Annotated in this window: 17 protein-coding genes; 14 read left to right on the forward strand and 3 right to left on the reverse strand. The window is 66.1% G+C overall.

Translation table 11 applies throughout. The features are described 5' to 3' along the window. Window positions 1-4 precede the first annotated feature (4 nt). The gene (ettA, locus tag CTP10_RS15200) at window positions 5-1,672 is read right to left on the reverse strand and encodes an energy-dependent translational throttle protein EttA (RefSeq protein WP_116320261.1); all 1,668 of its coding nucleotides are present in this window, start codon (window positions 1,670-1,672) and stop codon (window positions 5-7) included. Window positions 1,673-1,809: 137 nt separating this feature from the next. Here ettA and CTP10_RS15205 point away from each other — a divergent pair, with 137 nt between their 5' ends. The 6 genes from CTP10_RS15205 (at window position 1,810) to CTP10_RS15230 (ending at window position 7,901) form a co-directional block, all read left to right on the forward strand. After that, window positions 1,810-2,034: a hypothetical protein gene (locus CTP10_RS15205; RefSeq protein ID WP_010812270.1), complete on the forward strand. Its 225-nt coding sequence runs from the start codon at window positions 1,810-1,812 to the stop codon at window positions 2,032-2,034. A 48-nt stretch (window positions 2,035-2,082) separates the two neighbouring features. Further along, window positions 2,083-2,580: a M48 metallopeptidase family protein gene (locus tag CTP10_RS15210; RefSeq protein ID WP_116320365.1), complete on the forward strand. Its 498-nt coding sequence runs from the start codon at window positions 2,083-2,085 to the stop codon at window positions 2,578-2,580. Between the two features lie 308 nt (window positions 2,581-2,888). Beyond that, window positions 2,889-3,791: an amidohydrolase family protein gene (locus CTP10_RS15215; RefSeq protein ID WP_116320262.1), complete on the forward strand. Its 903-nt coding sequence runs from the start codon at window positions 2,889-2,891 to the stop codon at window positions 3,789-3,791. A 40-nt stretch (window positions 3,792-3,831) separates the two neighbouring features. Then, a complete protein-coding gene (locus CTP10_RS15220) occupies window positions 3,832-4,746 on the forward strand; it encodes an amidohydrolase family protein (RefSeq protein ID WP_116320263.1) in 915 nt (304 codons plus the stop codon). Between the two features lie 107 nt (window positions 4,747-4,853). Further along, window positions 4,854-6,278, forward strand: a complete 1,425-nt coding sequence (locus tag CTP10_RS15225; RefSeq protein ID WP_116320264.1) for a UbiD family decarboxylase — start codon at window positions 4,854-4,856, stop codon at window positions 6,276-6,278. 231 nt (window positions 6,279-6,509) lie between these two features. Then, entirely contained in the window at window positions 6,510-7,901 is a 1,392-nt protein-coding gene (locus CTP10_RS15230) for a nucleobase:cation symporter-2 family protein (RefSeq protein ID WP_116320265.1), read from the forward strand. A gap of 14 nt (window positions 7,902-7,915) precedes the next feature. On the opposite strand, the gene CTP10_RS15235 is transcribed toward CTP10_RS15230, so the two are convergent. Beyond that, window positions 7,916-8,812: a LysR family transcriptional regulator gene (locus tag CTP10_RS15235; protein WP_116320366.1), complete on the reverse strand. Its 897-nt coding sequence runs from the start codon at window positions 8,810-8,812 to the stop codon at window positions 7,916-7,918. Window positions 8,813-9,024: 212 nt separating this feature from the next. Here CTP10_RS15235 and CTP10_RS15240 point away from each other — a divergent pair, with 212 nt between their 5' ends. From CTP10_RS15240 to CTP10_RS15260, 5 genes are all read left to right on the forward strand, one after another. Beyond that, window positions 9,025-9,909: an FAD binding domain-containing protein gene (locus CTP10_RS15240; protein ID WP_116320266.1), complete on the forward strand. Its 885-nt coding sequence runs from the start codon at window positions 9,025-9,027 to the stop codon at window positions 9,907-9,909. Next, a complete protein-coding gene (locus tag CTP10_RS15245) occupies window positions 9,897-10,412 on the forward strand; it encodes a (2Fe-2S)-binding protein (RefSeq protein ID WP_116320267.1) in 516 nt (171 codons plus the stop codon). The genes CTP10_RS15240 and CTP10_RS15245 overlap by 13 nt, the downstream gene beginning before the upstream one ends. Next, on the forward strand, window positions 10,412-12,700 hold the full coding sequence (locus CTP10_RS15250; protein WP_116320268.1) for a xanthine dehydrogenase family protein molybdopterin-binding subunit: 2,289 nt from the start codon (window positions 10,412-10,414) through the stop codon (window positions 12,698-12,700). Before CTP10_RS15245 ends, CTP10_RS15250 begins: the two co-directional genes overlap by 1 nt. Next, window positions 12,697-13,293 (forward strand): UbiX family flavin prenyltransferase, encoded by a 597-nt coding sequence (locus CTP10_RS15255; protein ID WP_116320269.1) that lies wholly within the window; start codon window positions 12,697-12,699, stop codon window positions 13,291-13,293. Before CTP10_RS15250 ends, CTP10_RS15255 begins: the two co-directional genes overlap by 4 nt. 66 nt (window positions 13,294-13,359) lie before the next feature. After that, window positions 13,360-14,433, forward strand: coding sequence for a CobW family GTP-binding protein (locus tag CTP10_RS15260; protein ID WP_116320270.1), 1,074 nt, complete (start codon window positions 13,360-13,362; stop codon window positions 14,431-14,433). Between the two features lie 18 nt (window positions 14,434-14,451). Here CTP10_RS15260 and CTP10_RS15265 read toward each other — a convergent pair whose 3' ends face one another. Further along, entirely contained in the window at window positions 14,452-15,420 is a 969-nt protein-coding gene (locus CTP10_RS15265; protein ID WP_116320271.1) for an AraC family transcriptional regulator, read from the reverse strand. Between the two features lie 328 nt (window positions 15,421-15,748). Here CTP10_RS15265 and CTP10_RS15270 point away from each other — a divergent pair, with 328 nt between their 5' ends. From CTP10_RS15270 to CTP10_RS15280, 3 genes are all read left to right on the forward strand, one after another. After that, a complete protein-coding gene (locus CTP10_RS15270; protein ID WP_116320272.1) occupies window positions 15,749-17,098 on the forward strand; it encodes a nucleobase:cation symporter-2 family protein in 1,350 nt (449 codons plus the stop codon). A 4-nt stretch (window positions 17,099-17,102) separates the two neighbouring features. Continuing rightward, window positions 17,103-18,503 carry an amidohydrolase family protein gene (locus tag CTP10_RS15275; RefSeq protein WP_116320273.1) on the forward strand — a complete coding sequence of 467 codons (1,401 nt, stop codon included), beginning with the start codon at window positions 17,103-17,105 and terminating at the stop codon, window positions 18,501-18,503. 333 nt (window positions 18,504-18,836) lie between these two features. Continuing rightward, window positions 18,837-19,025, forward strand: coding sequence for a hypothetical protein (locus tag CTP10_RS15280; RefSeq protein ID WP_116320274.1), 189 nt, complete (start codon window positions 18,837-18,839; stop codon window positions 19,023-19,025). The last annotated feature ends 27 nt before the right edge of the window (window positions 19,026-19,052 follow it).

Below are 19,052 nucleotides of genomic sequence, written 5' to 3' on the forward strand. Positions count from 1 at the left end.
AACCTCACCGCGCGATCGGCTTATACCGGATCCGCTTCGGCTTGGCTCCTTCCTCGCCCAGCCGCTTCTTCTTGTCTGCTTCATACTCCTGGTAGTTGCCCGGGAAGAACTCCACATGCGAGTCGCCCTCGAACGCCAGGATGTGCGTCGCGATCCGATCCAGGAACCAGCGATCGTGCGAGATCACCATCACGCAGCCGGCGAACTCCAGCAGCGCGTCTTCCAGCGCGCGTAGCGTTTCCACGTCGAGGTCGTTCGACGGCTCATCCAGCAGCAGCACGTTGCCGCCGGCGATCAGCGTCTTGGCCATGTGCAGGCGGCCGCGTTCACCGCCCGACAGCGTGCCGACCTGCTTCTGCTGGTCGCCGCCCTTGAAGTTGAAGCGGCCGATATAGGCGCGCGACGGGGTTTCGTAACGGCCAACCGTCAGCACGTCGGCGCCGCCCGAGATCTCTTCGAACACGGTCTTGGTGCCGTCCAGCGCATCGCGGCTCTGGTCGACAAAGGCCATCTTCACGGTCGGCCCGATCTTGATCTCGCCGCTGTCCGGCTGTTCCTTGCCCGTGAGCATTTTGAAGAACGTCGACTTGCCGGCGCCGTTCGGGCCGATGATGCCGACGATGGCGCCCGGCGGCACCTTGAAGCTCAGGTTTTCGATCAGCATGCGGTCGCCGAAACCCTTGCTGACGTTGTCGAACTCGATCACTTCATTACCCAGGCGCTCGCCCACCGGGATGAAGATTTCCTGGGTTTCGTTGCGCTTCTGGTAGTCCTGGCTGTTCAGCTCGTCAAAGCGGGCCAGGCGCGCCTTGGACTTGGCCTGGCGGCCCTTGGGATTCTGGCGCACCCACTCCAGTTCCTTGTGCAGTGCCTTCTGGCGCGCCGATTCGCTGGCCTCTTCCTGCTTCAGGCGCGCTTCCTTCTGGTCCAGCCACGAGCTGTAGTTGCCCTTCCAGGGGATGCCCTGGCCGCGGTCCAGTTCAAGGATCCACTCGGCGGCGTTGTCGAGGAAGTAGCGGTCGTGGGTCACGGCCACCACGGTGCCCGGGAAGCGCGTCAGGAACTGCTCCAGCCAGTCCACCGATTCGGCATCCAGGTGGTTGGTCGGTTCGTCGAGCAGCAGCATGTCGGGGCGCGACAGCAGCAGGCGGCACAGCGCCACGCGGCGCTTTTCACCACCGGAGAGATGTTCGATCTTCGCGTCCCATGCCGGCAGGCGCAGCGCGTCGGCGGCGATCTCCAGCTGCAGCTCGGCGTTGTTGCCGTCGCTCGCGGCCAGGATAGCTTCGTACTTGGCCTGGTCGGCCGCCAGCGCGTCGAAGTCGGCGTCCGGCTCGGCATAGGCCGCATAGATCTCGTCGAGCTTCTTGCGCGCCTCGAACACGCCGCCCAGGGCTTCTTCCACCGACTCGCGCACGGTCTGCTCGGGGTTGAGCTGCGGTTCCTGCGGCAGGTAGCCGATGTTCAGGTTGGGCATCGGCGTGGCTTCGCCCTCGATCTCCTTGTCGAGGCCAGCCATGATCTTGAGCAGCGTGGACTTGCCCGAGCCGTTCAGGCCCAGCACGCCGATCTTGGCGCCGGGGAAGAACGACAGCGAGATGTCCTTCAGGATGTGACGCTTGGGCGGAACGATCTTGCCCACGCGATTCATGGTGAAAACGTACTGTGCCATGGGTGCGTGTTGGTGTTGGTGCGGGAATGGCGGGAGTGTATCAGGCACGCCGGGGCACGCAGCCGGCCCCAGCCAGCTTTGGCCCCCGCCGGTACAATGGCAGGTTCGATTTCCTGCTGACTTTCCAAGCCATCGCCATGAGCAAACCCGCCTTGACCCTGAAGTTCAAGTGCAAAAAGTGCACGAAACCCGTCACGCTGTACCTGCAGAAGACGTCGGCGTGCTCGCACATCACCCCGTACCAGGGCTTCTGCAAGTGCGGCGAGATGATGCGCCATGCCACCGGCGACAAGGACGCGGTCGAGTCCTTCGTCAATTCGCTGGACAACAGCTGGATGCATCACCATCACCACCACCACTAAGCAGTGGCTGCAGTGACCGAAACCTGGCGCCCCGCCGGCAAGGACCCGATGCGCTTCCTGGGCGGCTATCCGCCCGAAGTGCTCGACCAGGTGCGCGAGCTCGCCGCCGCTGGCCGCCTGGGCGACCATCTGTCGCGTCGCTATTCGCAGCGCCACGCCGTGCAGACCGATCGCGCGCTGTACGACTACGCCACCGAACTGAAGCAGGAATATCTGCGCAGCGCGCCGCCGCTGCACAAGGTCGGCTTCGATGCCACGCTCGACTCGGCCCACAAGGCCTTGGGCCTGCACACTGCCATCTCGCGCGTACAGGGCGGCAAGCTGAAGGCCAAGAAGGAAATCCGCGTGGCCTCGCTGTTCAAGGAAGCGCCGCCGGAATTCTTGCGCATGATCGTCGTGCACGAACTCTCGCACCTGAAAGAGAGCGACCACAACAAGGCCTTCTACCGGCTCTGCGAACACATGGAGCCGCGCTACCACCAGCTGGAGTTCGACACGCGCCTCTGGCTGGCGTGGCGCGAACTGGAGCGCGCGCAGAAGTTGTAGCGGCACGCGCTTCGTGCAGCGCAGCACACAAGATTCTTGACGACCCCGCGCGCGCCTATGTATAACGAGCGCGTGGGTAGAAGCGGTCGATTGGACAGCAGCGGTGCAATGCCGTGAGGTCCAACTGGAGATTGCTCACTGACGGAGTGTTTTCGTCGGTGGCGCAGTGGTCCAACGCTCCCCTGACAAAGACTCCCGAAAGCAGCATGCGATAACGATCCGGCCCGGAAGCCGCATGGTGTTGCGCGCGCCTTTCCGCCCCGATCCCCGCATGCGTGTCCAACCTAGTCATTGTTAGGGGATCTCCCATGATCATCGACACCAGCTGTTATCCGACGAACCTCGTCGACCTGGCCTGGCGCCACGACGGCGACCCGTTCACCGGCGAGCGCCTGATCCAGATGATGGACGGCCCGTTCACCATCAACGGCAAGCCGCGCCGCATCGACAAAGCCTTTATCCAGCCCCCGCAGGGCAACACCATCTACACCTACACCGACGGCGTGAAGTCCGGCAGCGAATCGATCGATGCCTACATGGCCTACACGGTCGAAATGGTGCAGAAGTACCCCGACCGCTTTATCGGCTGCTTCGTCTACAACCCGCGCTGCGGCGTGGAGCACGGCGTCAATGCGATCGAGCATTACGTGAAGAGGCTGGGCTTCAAGATGGTCCAGTTCCAGGCCAACATGCACGCCTACCGCCCGGACCGCGCGCTCGACTGGCTGCGCCCGGCGCTGCAGAAATGCGCCGAGCTGGGCGTGATGGTCAAGCTGCATACCGGCGACGGCCCCTACAGCATCCCGACCGAATGGGTGCCGATGATCAAGGAGTTCCCGACAGTGAATTTCATCATGGCCCACTTCGGCGTGCAGACCGGCGGCGTGTACTGCTTCGAGCCGTTCCAGATGGCGATGGACATGCCCAACGTGTACTGCGAATCGGGCTGGTGCCTGCAGTCGCGCATCGTCGAGTTCGCCAAGGTGCTGCCGAAACACAAGATCCTGTTCGGTTCCGACACGCCGCCCAACGAGCCCGGCATGTGGCTGCGCCTGCTGGAAGTGCTGTGCTTCGAGCCGCCGCAGGGCCTGAACCTGGATGAAGACACGCTGGAGGACTACCTGGGCAACAACGTCGCCCGGATGATCGGCCTGGAGCCGACGCCGGTCCCGCGCACGCTGGAAGAAGCGAAGGCGCGCCTGGCCGCCTGACCACGTCAGCGCCAACGACAACGGACTCCGGAGACAAGACATGATCATCGACACCCACCTGCACCCCACCAACCTCGTCGACGAAGCCTGGCGCCACACCGGCGAGCCCTTCACCGGCGAGCGCCTGCTCAAGATGATGGACGGCCCCTACATGATCAACGGCAAGCCGCGCCGCATCGACATGGGCTTTATCCAGCCGCCGCCGGGCAACACCGGCTACCGCGACGGCAACCGGCGCGGCCGCGAAGGCATCCGCGACTACATGGCCTACGTGGCCAGCCTGTGCCAGAAGTACCCCGACCGCTTTATCGGCAACTTCACCTTCAACCCGCGCTGGGGCCCGGAAGAAGGCGCGCAGGAGCTGGAATTCCATATCAGGGAATACGGCTTCAAGATGCTCAAGCTGCATGCCAACATGCACGGCTACCGCCCCGACCGCGCGCTCGACTGGCTGCGCCCGGCGATGAAGGTCTGCGCCAAATACAACATCGTGGTGCTGATCCATACCGGCGACGGCCCGTACACGATCCCGACGATGTTCTACCCGGTGATCCGTGAATTCCCGATGGTCAATTTCATCATCGGACACTTCGGCATCCAGACCGGCGGCAACTATTCGTTCGAGGCGTTCTGGATGGCGATGGATACGCCCAACGTGTATTGCGAATCGGGCTGGTGCTTCCAGTCGCGCATCGTCGAGTTCGCGCGCCAGTTACCGCGCGACAAGATCGTGTTCGGCACCGACACGCCGCCGAACGAGCCCGGCATGTGGCTGCGCGAGCTGGAGATGCTGTGCGGCCCGGCGCCGCAGGGCATGGACCTGGACGAAGACGGGCTGGAAGACTACATGGGCAACAACATCGCCCGGCTGGTTGGCATCGAGCCTACCGCACCGCCCAGGACGCAGGCAGAGGCGCAGGCGCGGCTGAAGGATAGCTACGCCAGCACGCGTTAAGACCTAGCTGTTCCGCAGGCAGGCATGGCACGGCGGCCGGGGAATCCCAATTTCCCGGCCGCCGGGGCAGCCTTCGCCCTGGCCGACCCTGACCACAGGAGCCATTCATGAACTCGCCTTCAGCGCCCTTCGTTCCCACGTCGGGGCGCAAGCCTTTCCACGACACCTCGCAGGATTTCCACCAGTTCCTGGCCGCCTACCGCGAGGCCTTTCCCGAAGACGTATTGCATATCCGCGAACCGGTGGGCGCGGACCAGGACGCCACCGCACTGGTGTGGGCGCTGGCCGCGCAAGGGCGCCATCCGGCGCTGCTGCTCGACCATGTCGATGGTCTCGGCGTCCCGCTCGTCACCAACCTGTTCGCCTCGCGCGAGCGCGTGGGCCGGATGCTTGGCGGCGTGCCGCCCGCCGGCATCCATGCCGAATACCAGGCACGCAGCCGCCGCATGGTGGCGCCGCGCGTGCAGGACAGCGGCGCGGTGACCGGGCATGTCGAGACCCGCAACATCGACCTGCGCACCATTCCCGCGATCAGGCACTTCGCCAGCGACCGCGGGCCCTACATCACCAATGCGATCCTGATCGCCGAGGATCCCGATACCGGCATCGGCAACGCCAGCTTCCATCGCTCGATGCTGCATTCGCCGACCGGGATCGCCACCAGCCTGCATTCGCGCGGCCACCTGTGGCGCATGCAGCAGCGCGCGGCGCAGCTGGGCAAGCCGCTGCCGGTGGCGATGGTGATCGGTGCGCATCCGCTGTTCATGCTCGCGGGCGCGGCACGCCTGCCATTCGGCGTGGATGAGCGCCATGTTGCCGGCGGATTATTCGGCACGCCGCTTGAGGTGGTGCGCACGCCGCGCTACGGCATCCTCGTGCCGGCGCACGCAGAGATCGTGCTGGAAGGCGTGATCGACCCCGAGGCGCGCGTCGACGAAGGGCCGTTCGGAGAGTTCACCGGCTATTCGTCGGACCGTTCCACCAACAACCTGCTGCACGTGGAAAGCGTGATGCGCCGTACCGACGCGTGGCTGGTCGACGTGGTCGGCGGCAACTCGGCCGAGCACCTGAACCTGGGCCGCATTCCGCGCGAATCAGAGATGGTGGAGAAGCTGAAGGAGCGCTTTCCCAGCGTCACCGCCGTGCATTACCCGAGTTCGGGCACGCACTTCCACGCCTACGTCGCGCTACGCCAGAGCCGGCCCGGCGAAGCGCGGCAGGTCATGCTCGGGCTGCTCGGCTGGGACCCGTACCTGAAGACGGTGGTCGCGGTGGACGAGGACGTCGATATCACCCGTGACGAGGAAGTGTTGTGGGCGATGGCGACGCACCTGCAGCCGCATCTCGATGTGGTGGTGGTCGACGGGCTGCCGGGCAGCGCGCTCGATCCTTCCGCGTCCGGCGCAGGCACCACGTCGCGCATGGGACTGGATGCCACGCGCGGCCCGAGCTTCGACGGCGTGCGTGCGCGCATCGACGACGCAGCGATGGCGCGCGCGACTGCGCTGCTGGCCCGCCTCGATGTTCCGTAAGGGAAAACCCCGTTGAACACGCGGATTCATCGTTAAACCCGATCGATAAATCCGCCTCATCAGTTGTACCCTCGCGCCGCGGCTGCCATGCTGGACACATATCCAGGACAGGCGCGGGCATCGCACGAGAAGGATGGCAACTGACCATCCCGCACAGGAAACTGCCGGCGACCTTGGCGACACGTAAGCGTCTCGGGCGCGACCGGCGTGCTACCGACCAAAGGAGACAGCATGACCCCCACCCTGCCTGCGCATGGGGCTGCCCCCGTGCATCCCGTCGACGAAGTCCTGCCCGCGCCCCGCCTGCTTGCCCTGGGCCTGCAACACGTGCTGGTCATGTATGCCGGCGCCATCGCCGTGCCGATGATTATCGGCGGCGCGCTCAAGCTGCCCAAGGACCAGGTCGCCTTCCTGATCGCCGCCGACCTGTTCTGTTGCGGCCTGGTGACGATGATCCAGAGCATCGGCATCTGGAAGGTCGGCATCCGGCTGCCAGTGATGATGGGCGTGACCTTCACCGCGATCGCGCCGATCATCGCCACCGGCTCCAACCCGTCGCTCGGCCTGCCCGCCGTGTTCGGCGCGGTGATGGTGGCGGGCGTCTTCACCTGCTTTGCCGCGCCCTATGTCGGCAAGATGGTGCGCTGGTTCCCGCCGGTGGTGACCGGTACCGTGGTGCTGGTGATCGGCATCTCGCTGATGCGCGTGGGCATCAACTGGGCGGCGGGTGGCAATCCGACCATCAACACGGCTGCGGGTCCGGTGCCCAATCCCAACTTCGGTGTACCGGTGAATATCGCCATCGCCACCGCGGTGTTGTGCACGGTGCTGGCGCTGGTCGCCTTTGCGCGCGGCTTCCTGTGCAACGTGGCGGTGCTGATCGGCATCGCGGTCGGCTTCCTGATCGCGCTGGCGCTGGGCAAGGTCAGTTTCGACGGGCTGCACAACGCGCACTGGGTCGAGTTCATCACGCCCTTCCATTTCGGCTGGCCGACCTTCGACGCGATGACCGCGATCACGCTGTGCGTGGTGATGATGGTGATCATGATCGAGGGCGTGGGCCAGTTCCTGGCGCTGGGCGAGATCGTCGGCCGGCCGGTCGGGTCAGAGGACATCGCGCGCGGCCTGCGTGCCGATGGCGTCGGCGCGCTGGTGGGCGCGGTGTTCAACACCTTCACCTACACCTCCTACGCGCAGAACGTGGGGCTGGTGCAGGTGACGGGCGTGCGCAGCCGCTGGGTCTGCGCCACCGCGGGCGGCATCCTGATCGTGCTGGGCTGCCTGCCCAAGCTGTCGTTCTTCGCCGCGTCGATCCCGCAGTACGTGCTGGGCGGTGCGGCGCTGGTGATGTTCGGCATGGTCGCCGCGACCGGCGTGCGCATCCTCGGCCATGTGGATTTTGTCGAGAACAAGAAGAACGCCTATATCGTCGCGGTCAGCGTGGCGCTGGGGATGATCCCGCTGGTGTCGGACAAGTTCTTCTCGCAGATGCCGGAGTTGCTGGCCAAGTTCTGCCAGAACGGCATCCTGCTCGGCACGCTGACGGCGGTACTGCTGAACCTGCTGTTCAACGCGCGCTCGCCGGCCCCCCAGGCCCACGGGCTGGCGAAGGAACCGGCGTGAACATGTAGGCCGGCCTAGCCCAGCTTGCCGCGCTGCCGCATCAGCAGGTCGCGGAAGGCCTGCGCCGGCGGCGACAACGACCGGTCCGCGTGCACCAGCAGCGATATCTCGCGGTGGATCACCGGATCGGTCGGCATTACGGTGGCAAGGCCAAGCGCCGAAGTCAGGCGCGTGACTGCCGCACTCATTACCGCGATCCCCAATCCGGCATCGACCATTCCCACCATCGTCAGCGGCAGCAGGACTTCGTGCAGCCGTTGCAGCGCGATGCCGCGCGCAGCCAGCGCGGTGTCCAGGCAATCGCGGATCGGGTTGCCCTTGTGCGGCCCGATCACCGGGATGCTGGCCACGTCTTCCCAGCGCAGCGTCTTGCGCCGCCGCAGCGGATGGTCGGCCTGCATCACGATCACGAACGGGTCTTCCATCAGCCGGTGCGCACTCAGGTCTGGCTGGCCCTCGGGAATGGTGCCGATGCCGAAATCGACCTCGCCCGAGCTGACCATCTTGGGCACCTCATGCTCCGACACATCGTGCAGTTCCACCTTCACGCCCGGATGTCCGACGCAGAACTCGCGGATAAAGCGCGGCAGCATCAGCGCCGCCTGGATCGACGACGCCGCGATCGACACGCGCCCGCGTCCGAGCGTGCGCAGCTCGCTGGAGTTCTCGATCACGCTGTCGATATCCGCCACCGCCTTCTTGACCAGCGGCAGCAGCTCGGCGCCGGCCTGCGTGATGTGGAGCTGGCGTGTATGGCGGTCAAACAGTTTCAGGCCGAGATTGCCTTCCAGTTCATGGATCAGCGCGCTGACCGACGACTGCGACAGGTCCAGCTTCTCCGCGGCGCGCGTGAAATGGCGCTCCTGCGCCACGGCAATGAACGCGCGCAGCTGGCGCAGCGACACGTTCATGTTGCTGATGTTGGGCACGTTGTCTACCTCCGGGTTCCTGGCGTGCGCGCTCTTGTCGTTGAAACGGCGGCGCATCGAATTCAGAGGGTAACACGATCAATTAATCCATTTCGCTACCTTTACCGATGGAGCCCGTCCGCCCATCATGACCGCAACGGTTCGCGCCGCGTGCTGCATGCGGACGCCACCGGTGGCAAAGACCAGGAGGAGCGATGAGAGCGTTTGAATACTTCGAACCGGCCACGCTGGCGGAAGCCTCGGCCCTGCTGCACCGCTGCGGGGGCAAGGCCAGCGTGCTGGCCGGCGGCACGGACCTGCTCGTGCAGATCAAGGAGTCGGTGCGCAAGCCCGAGCAGGTCATCAACATCAAGAAGATCCCGGGCATGGACGTGCTGACGTTCGACCCGGTCAACGGCCTGCGCATCGGCGCGCTGGTGACGACGCGCGCGGTGGAAACTTCCAGCTTCGTGCAGCGCCACTACGCCAGCCTGGCCAAGGCGGTGACGGACTTCGCCTCGATCCAGGTGCGGCATCGCGCTACCGTGGTCGGCAATGTGTGCCGCGCGTCGCCGTCGGCGGATTCGATCGCGCCGCTGGTGGCGGATCGCGCTTCAGTGCACCTGTACGGCATGTCCGGTTCGCGCGAAGTGCGCGTGGAAGACTTCATCACCGGCGTCGGCAAGACCGCGATCGCACCCGACGAGATCGTCACGCGCATCACCGTGCCGGCGCCGCGTAGCAACACTGCCAAGGTCTACCTTAAGCATGGTCGCCGCGTGCAAATGGAACTGGCCACGGTGGGTGTGGCGGTGTCGCTGACGGTCGAAGGCGGCCGCTGCACCGACGTCGGCATCGTGCTCGCCGCCGTGGGACCGACGCCGGTACGCGCGGTACACGCCGAGAACCTGCTGCGCGAGCACCGCATCACCGACGCGCTGATCCTGCAGGCCGCCCATGCCGCCATGCGCGACGCGCGCCCGATCAGCGACGTGCGCGCCAGCGAAGCCTACCGCCGCCAGATGGTCTGCGTGCTGACGCGCCGCGCCCTGGAACAAGCCCTGCAGCAAGCCCTGGAGGCCGCAACATGCGAAAAATAATCGAACTCGTCATCAACGGCGAGCCGCGCGAACTGGCGGTGGAACCGCACGGCACGCTGCTCGACGCGCTGCGCAACGACGCCGGCCTGACCGGCACCAAGAAGGGCTGCGACGTCGGCGAATGCGGCTCCTGCACCGTCATCATCGATGGGCAGCCGATGAACGCGTGCCTGCTGCTGGCGCCCGAAGCGCACGGCTGCAGCATCACCACCATCGAAGGCGTCCAGCCTTCCCCTGACGTCGTGCATCCGATCCAGGAGCAGTTCATGCAGTGCGGCGCCGCGCAGTGCGGCTTCTGCACGCCGGGCTTTGTGGTGATGGCCAAGGCGCTGCTCGACGCGAACCCGCACCCCACGCGCGACGAGATCCGCTTTGCCATCGCCGGCAATATCTGCCGCTGCACCGGCTACACCAAGATCATCGAGGCCATCGAAAAGACTGCCGAGGCCATGGACCCGGACCACAACGCCTGCTGCAAGGCACGCGCCAGCGAGGAGGCATGATGACCCACGCCGTGATCGGACACAGCGTCAAGCGCACCGACCTGCTCGACAAGGTGACCGGCAATGCGAAGTACGTTGCCGACATGCCGTTCGCCGGGTTGCTGTTCGGAAAGCTCAAGCGTTGCGATGTCGCCCACGCCAGGATCCGCCGCATCGACACCACGCGCGCGCTGGCGCTGCCGGGCGTGAAGGCGGTGCTGACGCACGAGAACGTGCCGCGCGTGCTGCATGCCGGCTCGCCCCACCCGCGCTCCGCGTCGGTGACGTGCGACCAGTACATCCTCGACGATAAAGTGCGCTACTGGGGCGAAGGCGTCGCCGCGGTGGCCGCGATCAGCGAAGAGATCGCCGCGCGCGCGGTGGAATTGATCGAGGTGGAGTACGAGACGCTGCCAGCAGTCTTCACCACCGAGGATGCGCAACGCTCCGACGCGCCGCGTATTCACGACCGTGAGCCCGGCGGCAACCTGGTGCTGCCACCGGTGATCATCAAGCGCGGTGATGTGGAAGCGGGCTTTGCCGACGCCGACTTCATCCTCGAAGGCATCTACGAAGGCGGCCGCCCCACTCCCGCCTACATGGAGCCGAACGTCTGCACCTGCAGTTGGGACGGCAACGGCAACCTGACGGTATGGATCTCGACGCAGACCGCCTTCATGGTGCGCGGCATCATGGCCGAGGTGCTGGGCCTGCCGCTGCACAAGGTGCGCGTGCTGGTCGACCATATGGGCGGCGGCTTCGGTGCCAAGCAGGACCTGTTCCAGCATGAGTTCCTGTGCGCACTGCTGGCACGCGAGACGCGCCGGCCGGTGCGGATGGAATACACGCGCGAGGAAACCTTCCTTGGTGGCCGCACGCGGCATCCCGCGAAGATCTGGCTGAAGCAGGGTTTCCGCAACGATGGCACGATCACCGCGCGCCAGGCAAAGGTGGTGTTCAACTCCGGTGCGTATGGCTCGCATGGCCCGGGCGTGACCAATGTCGGCACCGCGGCAATGGTGTCCCTGTACCGCTGCGACCACGTGCTGCTCGAAGGCCGCTGCGTCTACACCAACAGCCCGATCGCCGGCGCCTTTCGCGGCTATGGCGTGGTGCAGACCTACTACGCGCTCGACGTGCAGATGGACGAAGCGGCCGAGCACCTCGGCCTCGACCCCGCCGAACTGAAGCTGAAGAATGCCGTGCGCGAAGGCGATATCGCGCCGTCGAACCATCCGCTGATCGGGCACGGGCTGGAAGCCTGCATCGAGAAAGGAATGGAGATCGTCGACTGGCCGGCACTGCGGAACCGCGCACGCGATACCAGCGGGCCGATCCGCACCGGCTGGGGCGTGGGTTGCGAAATGCACGGCAGCAGCGCTTATCCCGGCATCAAGGAACAGGGCAACGCCATCATCAAGATGAACGAGGATGGCACGGTGGTACTGCTGACCGGCGCCGCTGGCCTGGGCACCGGCGCGCACACGGCGCTCGCGCAGATCGTTGCGGAGGAACTGACGGTGCCGTTCGAAGCGGTAGCAGTCGTGCACGGCGATACCGACGTGGTGCCGTGGGACATCGGCGCGTTTGCCAGCCACACCACCTACATGGTCGGCAAGGCGGCACAGATGGCGGCGGGCGAGATCAAGCGACAGTTGTTCGAGCGCGCGGCAAGGCTGCTCGAATGCGAGCCCGACGCGCTGACGCTGACCGCCGGCGTGATCGCCGTGCGCGACCGCGACGGCCCCACGCTGACGGTGCGAGAGGCCGTGATGCCGCGCAAGGGCATCCCCGCCGCGCAGCTGGTCGGCACCGCGACCTACCACCCGACCAAGTCGTACTCGTTCGCCGCGCACTTTGTTGAAGTCGCGGTCGACACCGAGACCGGCTTCATCACCGTGCAGCAGGTGGTGCCGGTGCATGACGTCGGCAAGGTGATCCATCCGGTGGCGGCAGCTGGACAGATCGAAGGCGGTATCCAGCAGGGCATCGGCCATACGCTGTACGAGGACTACCAGATCGACATGCGCACGGGCCGCTCGCTCAACGCCAACTTCGTCGACTACAAGATGCCGCTGGCGATGGACATGCCGGAGATCCGCACGGTGATCCTGGAAGCCGCGCCCGACCCCGGCGGCCCGTTCGGCGCCAAGGGCGTCGGCGAAGACCCGATCGTCGCGATCGGGCCCGCCATCGCCAATGCGGTGTTCGATGCCATCGGCGTGCGCTTCCGCCACTATCCGATCAAGCCCGAGCAAGTCTTGCAGGCACTGGCGGAGAAAGCCGCGAAGGAAGGCGTCACGCCATGACCCGCACGCAACGGCTGGTGGTCGCGATCACCGGCGCCAGCGGCGCGGTCTATGGCGTGCGCCTGCTCCAGGCTTTAAAGGCACTGGACGCCTGGGAGACCCACCTGGTCTGCTCGCCGTCCGGCCTGCTCACCGCGCACCATGAACTGGGCCTGCAGCGCCCGCAGATCGAAGCCATGGCCGACGTCGTGCACAACGTGCGCGATATCGGCGCCACCATCGCCAGCGGCTCGTTCCGCTGCGATGGCATGGTGGTTGCGCCGTGCTCGATGCGCACGCTCGCCGCGATCGCCACCGGCCTTGCCGACAACCTCGTCACCCGCGCCGCCGACGTGATGCTCAAGGAGCGCCGCCGGCTGGTGCTGCTGGCGCGCGAGACGCCCTTCCACCTCGTGCACCTGCGCAACATGACCACGGTGACCGAGATGGGCGCCATCGTGCTGCCGCCGGTGCCGGCGTTCTATGCGCACCCGCAATCGGTCGACGACATCGTCAACCACACCGTGGGGCGCGTGCTGGATCTGTTCGATGTGCCGCATGACGGACTGGTGGAACGGTGGGAGGGCATGCGCCCCAACGTCGCCACCGGCTGAGCACAAGATTCGCCCCGCCGCTCGCGGGGAACGCAGTACCCGACCCGGATTCAACCAGGAGACAACATGAACGCACCTGCCGTCGCACCACAGCCCCCCGTCCCGGTGACGATCCTGACCGGCTTCCTCGGCTCGGGCAAGACGACGCTGCTCAACCACATCCTGACGCAGAAGCACGGCCACCGCATCGCCGTGATCGAGAACGAGTTCGGCGAGGTCGATGTTGATTCGGACCTGGTGATGACGTCGGACGAGGAGATCTACCAGATGACCAATGGCTGCATCTGCTGCGTGGTCGATGTGCGCACGGACCTCGTGCGCATCCTGCAGAAGCTGCTGGAACGGCCCGAGCGCTTTGATCACATCCTGGTGGAGACCAGCGGGCTGGCGGACCCGACGCCGGTCGCCGCGACCTTCTTCATGGATAACGAAGTTGCGAAGCAGGTCACGCTGGACGGCATCCTGACGCTGGTCGATGCGGTGCATATCGAAGACCATCTGGACGACCCGCAACTGACCGGCTTCGACAACCAGGCCGTCGACCAGATCGTGGCGGCGGACCGCGTGATCCTCAACAAGACCGATCTCGTCAACGCGGCGCGGCTCGATGCACTGGAATCACGCATCCACAAGCTGAACGAAGGCGCGCAGATCCTGCGCTCCAACTTTGCACAGGTGGATCTGACCAGGATCCTCGGCATCGGTGGCTTCACGCCGGGCACGGCGCAAATGGAGATGCACGATGACCATCACGATCATCATGACCATGTTTGCGACGCGCATTGCGACCATGCGCACGATGACGACGCGCCGCATGGCCACCGCCACGACCCGTCGGTGACTTCCGTGTCGCTGGTGTTCGAACAGCCCTTCGACCGCCAGCGGCTGGAGCACGGGTTAAAGGCACTGCTCGCCGCGCAGGGAGACGATGTGTTCCGGATGAAGGGGATCGTCGCGGTCGATGGCGACGCGCGACGCTATGTGCTGCAGGCCGTCCACCGGCTGATGGATTTCCATCCGTCGGAGCCGTGGGACAACGAAGCGCCACAGAGCAAGTTCGTCTTCATCGGCCGCCACCTCGACAAGCTGCGGCTGCAAACCCTGCTCAAGGTCTGCCTGCCCGTCGCGCAGGCGGCCTGACGCACCTCCGGACGCACCTCAGGCGCGCTGCGGGTCCTGCGATGCAGCCCGCAGCGTCTGCGACGGCAACTCGCCGAACTGGCGCCGGTACTCGCGCGAGAACAGGCTCAGGTGCGTGAAGCCGTGCCGTAGCGCGATCGCGCTGACCGTCCCCTTCCCTTGCCTTGCCTGCTGCAGGTCCGCGCGCGCGCCGTGCAGGCGCAGCAGCCGCAGGTATTCCATTGGCGTGGTGTTCTTGCTCTTGCGGAAACCCAGCTGCAACGTGCGCGCCGACACCCCGCAATGCGCCGCGATCTGCTCCAGCGTCAGCGGCTGGTCGAGGTGCGAGCGCAGGTACGCGATCGCGCAGCGCACATAGTCCGGCAGCACCGCCTCGAAGCGGCGCGGCAGCATGTTGCCGTCCGCGGCAAAGCGGTCGAGCAGCAGCGTCGACAGCACGATGCGCTCGATGCTGCCGTCCACCGCCGGCACCGCCCCGCCCTCGCGCCGCACCCGCGTTTCCGCACGCAGGTAGCTGACCAACGCCTGCCAGCGTTCGGCACGGCCATCGTTGGCTACCGGCTGCATGTCGAATTCGATCGGCGCGGGCGGATCGAAGCTGAACTGCTGGCGGAACGCCTCTTCGATCAGCTGGCGGCGCATCACCACGCTGAAGCGCTCGCAGCCGGGGTCGAGCGACAGCGTGGTCGGCACGGTGGGCGAGAACACGAAGGTCGCGCCAGGCGGCATCTCGGTCGCACCGCGCGGCGTTTCCACGCGGCACGTGCCGGCCAGCACGGTCTGGATCACGAATTCGTCCTTGTTGGGCTGGGGCTCGATCTGGACGGCCTGGTTGTAGGCGATCGTGACCAGCGTCAGGCGGCCAATGGTGCAGGTGTCGATGCGGGCATCGAGTGCGGCATCGTTCTCTGCGGCACGCAGGCGCGTGGGGCCGAACACGCGGCCGGAGAGCGACTGGATGCGATCGAGATCGCCGCTAGGTGACATGTGATGGAAGACCGGGACATTAGGGGTTCTTGCCTGCGGCCGCGGCGGGCTCACGCCACAAGGCATGCCAATCCTATTTCCCGCACTCGCAACAAGCAACCGGGAAACCCCTGATGCCTTACCCGCGCCTTTTGCGCACCCCATTGCGGCCGGATGCCACCGTCTTCGCAATAACGCTATAACCGCATGCCGCGCCCCGCTACTGTGCAACCATGCGCTGGCCAATGCGTCGCGCATGGCACCGTGACGGATCGAGCCCGGCGACAAGAGACCGGGCCAGCCGCCGCCGGCATGGCGCAACTCCCACACGCGGCAGGAGACACCCATCATGCAACCTGCGGTTCACCCAGTCGACCAGGTCCTGCCCGCGCGCGCCATGGCCTCGCTCGGCTTCCAGCACATGCTGGTCAGTTATCTCGGCGCCATCGCTGTGCCGATGATTGTGGCTGGCGCGCTCAAGATGACGCCGGCGCAAACCACCATGCTGATCAGCACCGCGCTGTTCACGTCAGGCATCGCCACGCTGCTGCAGACCATCGGCTTCTGGAAGTTCGGCGTGCGGCTGCCGCTGATGCAGGGCGTGGCGTTCAGTTCGGTCGGGCCCGTGATCGCCATCGGCACCGATCCGTCGCTGGGCTTCAACGGCGTGTGCGGCGCGATCATCGCCGCGGGCGTGATCGCGATGTTCCTCGCACCGATCATCGGCAAGCTCAAGCGCTTTTTCCCGCCCGTGGTCAGCGGCTGCACCATCACCGCGGTGGGACTGTCCTTGTTCCCGGTTTCGTTTCACTGGTTTGGAGGCGGAAGGGGAGCGCCGGAATTCGGTGCTCCCGTCTTTTTCCTGGTCGCCTTCGGCGTGGTGGCACTGATCCTGTTCATCAATCGCCATGGCGGCGAGCTGGTGCGCAACCTGTCCGTGGTGATCGGCCTGCTGGTCGGCGGCGCGGTGGCCTGGATGCTGGGCATGGGCAACTTTGACGAAGTCGCGCGCGCGCCATGGTTCACCATGGTGACGCCGTTTGCCTTCGGCATGCCGGTCTTCGACATTGGCGCCATCGTCACCATGGTGATCGTGATGGTGGTGCAGATGGTGGAGTCGATGGGCCTGTTCGTCGCCGTGGGCGATATCGTCAAGCGCCCGCTGACCGAGCGCGATGCGACCAAGGGCCTGCGCGCCAACGGCCTGGCCAGTGCCATCGGCGGCATGTTCGCGGCGTTCCCGTACATCGCCTTCATGGAGAACGTGGGCCTGGTCATCGTCACCGGCGTGCGCAGCCGCTGGGTGGTGGCCACCTGCGGCGTGATGCTGTGCGCGGTCGCGCTGGTGCCCAAGATCGGCGCGCTGTTCGCATCGATCCCGTCGGCGGCGCTGGGCGGTGCGACCATGGTGATGTTCGGGGTGGTGGTCGCGGCCGGCATCAAGACGCTGGGCGAGGTGGAGTACGAGCGCAACCCCAACAACCTTTCCATCGTCGCCATCACGCTCGGCTGCGCGATGATGCCGGTAATGCTGCCTAATATGCTGGAGAAGCTGCCAGGCTTCCTGCAGCCGTTCGTCCACAGCAGTGTGATCATCGCCTGCGTGGTGTCCGTGCTGCTCAACCTGATTCTCAACGGCGTGCCCGCCCGTGAAGCCGACGAGCTGCCCGCCAATGCCGACAACGCCCAGGGGGTCTGAAAACATGGTGCAGAACACCACTTCCGTCTCGCCAGCCGGCGCGCTGCTGATCCGCAATGCCGCCGCCGTGATGACCGGCCGCGCGGGCGACGCCGCCCGCGCCGGCGCCGCCGACATCCGCATCCGCGACGGACGCATCGCCGAAATCGGCGCCGCGCTGCCACGCCACGACGGCGAGGATCTGATCGACGCGACCGGCTGCGTGGTCTACCCGGGCTGGGTCAACACGCACCACCATCTGTTCCAGAACCTGCTGAAGGCCGTGCCGAGCGGGATGAACGCGGGACTGGAGCAATGGCTGGCATCGGTCGCTTATCCGCGGCTGGCGCGGTTCACGCCCGAGATCTTCCGCACCGCGGTGCGCCTCGGCATGGCCGAGCTGCTGCTGTCCGGCACCACCACCTGCGCCGACCACCACTACCTGTACCACCACGGCCACGGCGCGGAGACCGGCGACGTGCTGTTCGAGGTCGCGGAGGAACTCGGCATGCGCCTGGTGCTGTGCCGCGGCGGCGCGATCCAGTCCGCCTCCGACCATCCCGGCATGCGCGCCACCGCGCTGGTGCCGGAGACGCTGGACGAGATGCTCACCGATATCGAGCGGCTGAAGGCGCGCTATCACGATGCCTCGGGCGATGGCCTGCGCCGCGTGGTGGTCGCACCGACCACGCCGACCTTCTCGCTGCCGCCGGTATTGCTGCGCGAGCTGGCGTCGTTCGCACGCGGGCTGGACCTGCGGCTGCATTCGCACCTGTCGGAAACGGACAACTATGTGCGTTTCTGCCGCGAGAAGTATCAATGCACGCCGGTGCAGTTTGTCGCCGATCATGACTGGCTCGGGCCCGACGTGTGGTTCGCGCACCTGGTCACGGTGAATCCGGAAGAGATCCGCATGCTGGCGGTGACCAATACCGGCATGGCGCACTGCCCGGTGAGCAATGCGCGGCTGGGCAGCGGCATCGCGCCGGTGCGGGCGATGGCGGATGCGGGGGTGCCGATCTCGCTGGGCGTGGATGGGGTGGCGTCGAATGAATCCGGCAGCATGGTGCACGAAGCCAACTTTGCGTGGCTGGTGCACCGGGCGCTGGGTGGGGCGGCGCAAACCCGCGTGGAGGAGGTCATCCACTGGGGCACCGCCGGCGGTGCGCGGGTGCTGGGATTGCCCGGGATCGGCACGCTGGCGCCAGGGCAATCGGCCGACCTGGCGATCTATGACGTCAGCGGGCTGCGCTTCCATGGCTTCCATGACATCGGCACGGCGCCGGTGGCGGCGGGCGAGCCGACGCCGGTGCGCGACGTGCTGGTGCGGGGGCGGCAGGTGGTGCGCGATGGTGCGGTCGTCGGGCTGGATCTGGAGAAGCTGCGGCGGGAGGCGCGGGAAGCGCTGGCGACGCTGGTGGATTAGGCGTCCGGCTATTTCCTGATGGGCGGCGTTGCTGCACCATGCGCCGTCCACATGGGAATGCGAACTGTCCTATCGAAATGCGAACGGCGACACGCGAGACTGACACGGTCATCGAACAACGGTGGCCGGGCGTGGAAGCCCGATTGCATTTCTGCTCGGCGGCGTCATCGGCGCCGCCGATTCGCGTACGCGCTTGCTCCATGGCGGGCCGACACGAGGCAGCCGCAAGGCTGGCCGGCTTGGGAATGCACCGGTTCTTCCACCCTCGTCGTCAGGCCCGCCGCCCTCCCCTCGCATCGCGCGGCAGGCCTTCATCCAACGATCGGAGGTCATATGTCGGGAAACACGTTATCCACAGCGGCACGGCTGAATCTTGAATCATTGGCGGCGGGCATTGAAGGCGTGCTTGGCATGCTCGACCAGCTATGCGACACATCGGAAGGCTGCTTCAGTGCGCTTTGCCTGCTTCGTCTTCTGAGGGCGCAGCTGGAAGGCATATTGGCGGAAGAGCTTGCCACCTGACGGCAGGGGCCGCTGAAGGCTTGCCAG

This window comes from Cupriavidus sp. P-10 (assembly GCF_003402535.2).
Classification (GTDB): Bacteria; Pseudomonadota; Gammaproteobacteria; order Burkholderiales; family Burkholderiaceae; genus Cupriavidus.

Coding starts and splice junctions, on each gene's coding strand:
- CTP10_RS15225 (WP_116320264.1), top strand. CDS start 4,854: ATGAACTCGCCTTCAGCGCCCTTCGTTCCCACGTCGGGGCGCAAGCCT.
- CTP10_RS15275 (WP_116320273.1), top strand. CDS start 17,103: ATGGTGCAGAACACCACTTCCGTCTCGCCAGCCGGCGCGCTGCTGATC.
- CTP10_RS15210 (WP_116320365.1), top strand. CDS start 2,083: ATGCGCTTCCTGGGCGGCTATCCGCCCGAAGTGCTCGACCAGGTGCGC.
- CTP10_RS15240 (WP_116320266.1), top strand. CDS start 9,025: ATGAGAGCGTTTGAATACTTCGAACCGGCCACGCTGGCGGAAGCCTCG.
- CTP10_RS15205 (WP_010812270.1), top strand. CDS start 1,810: ATGAGCAAACCCGCCTTGACCCTGAAGTTCAAGTGCAAAAAGTGCACG.
- CTP10_RS15280 (WP_116320274.1), top strand. CDS start 18,837: ATGTCGGGAAACACGTTATCCACAGCGGCACGGCTGAATCTTGAATCA.
- CTP10_RS15230 (WP_116320265.1), top strand. CDS start 6,510: ATGACCCCCACCCTGCCTGCGCATGGGGCTGCCCCCGTGCATCCCGTC.
- CTP10_RS15220 (WP_116320263.1), top strand. CDS start 3,832: ATGATCATCGACACCCACCTGCACCCCACCAACCTCGTCGACGAAGCC.
- CTP10_RS15235 (WP_116320366.1), bottom strand. CDS start 8,812: ATGAACGTGTCGCTGCGCCAGCTGCGCGCGTTCATTGCCGTGGCGCAG.
- CTP10_RS15245 (WP_116320267.1), top strand. CDS start 9,897: ATGCGAAAAATAATCGAACTCGTCATCAACGGCGAGCCGCGCGAACTG.
- CTP10_RS15255 (WP_116320269.1), top strand. CDS start 12,697: ATGACCCGCACGCAACGGCTGGTGGTCGCGATCACCGGCGCCAGCGGC.
- CTP10_RS15260 (WP_116320270.1), top strand. CDS start 13,360: ATGAACGCACCTGCCGTCGCACCACAGCCCCCCGTCCCGGTGACGATC.
- CTP10_RS15265 (WP_116320271.1), bottom strand. CDS start 15,420: ATGTCACCTAGCGGCGATCTCGATCGCATCCAGTCGCTCTCCGGCCGC.
- CTP10_RS15215 (WP_116320262.1), top strand. CDS start 2,889: ATGATCATCGACACCAGCTGTTATCCGACGAACCTCGTCGACCTGGCC.
- CTP10_RS15270 (WP_116320272.1), top strand. CDS start 15,749: ATGCAACCTGCGGTTCACCCAGTCGACCAGGTCCTGCCCGCGCGCGCC.
- CTP10_RS15250 (WP_116320268.1), top strand. CDS start 10,412: ATGACCCACGCCGTGATCGGACACAGCGTCAAGCGCACCGACCTGCTC.
- ettA (WP_116320261.1), bottom strand. CDS start 1,672: ATGGCACAGTACGTTTTCACCATGAATCGCGTGGGCAAGATCGTTCCG.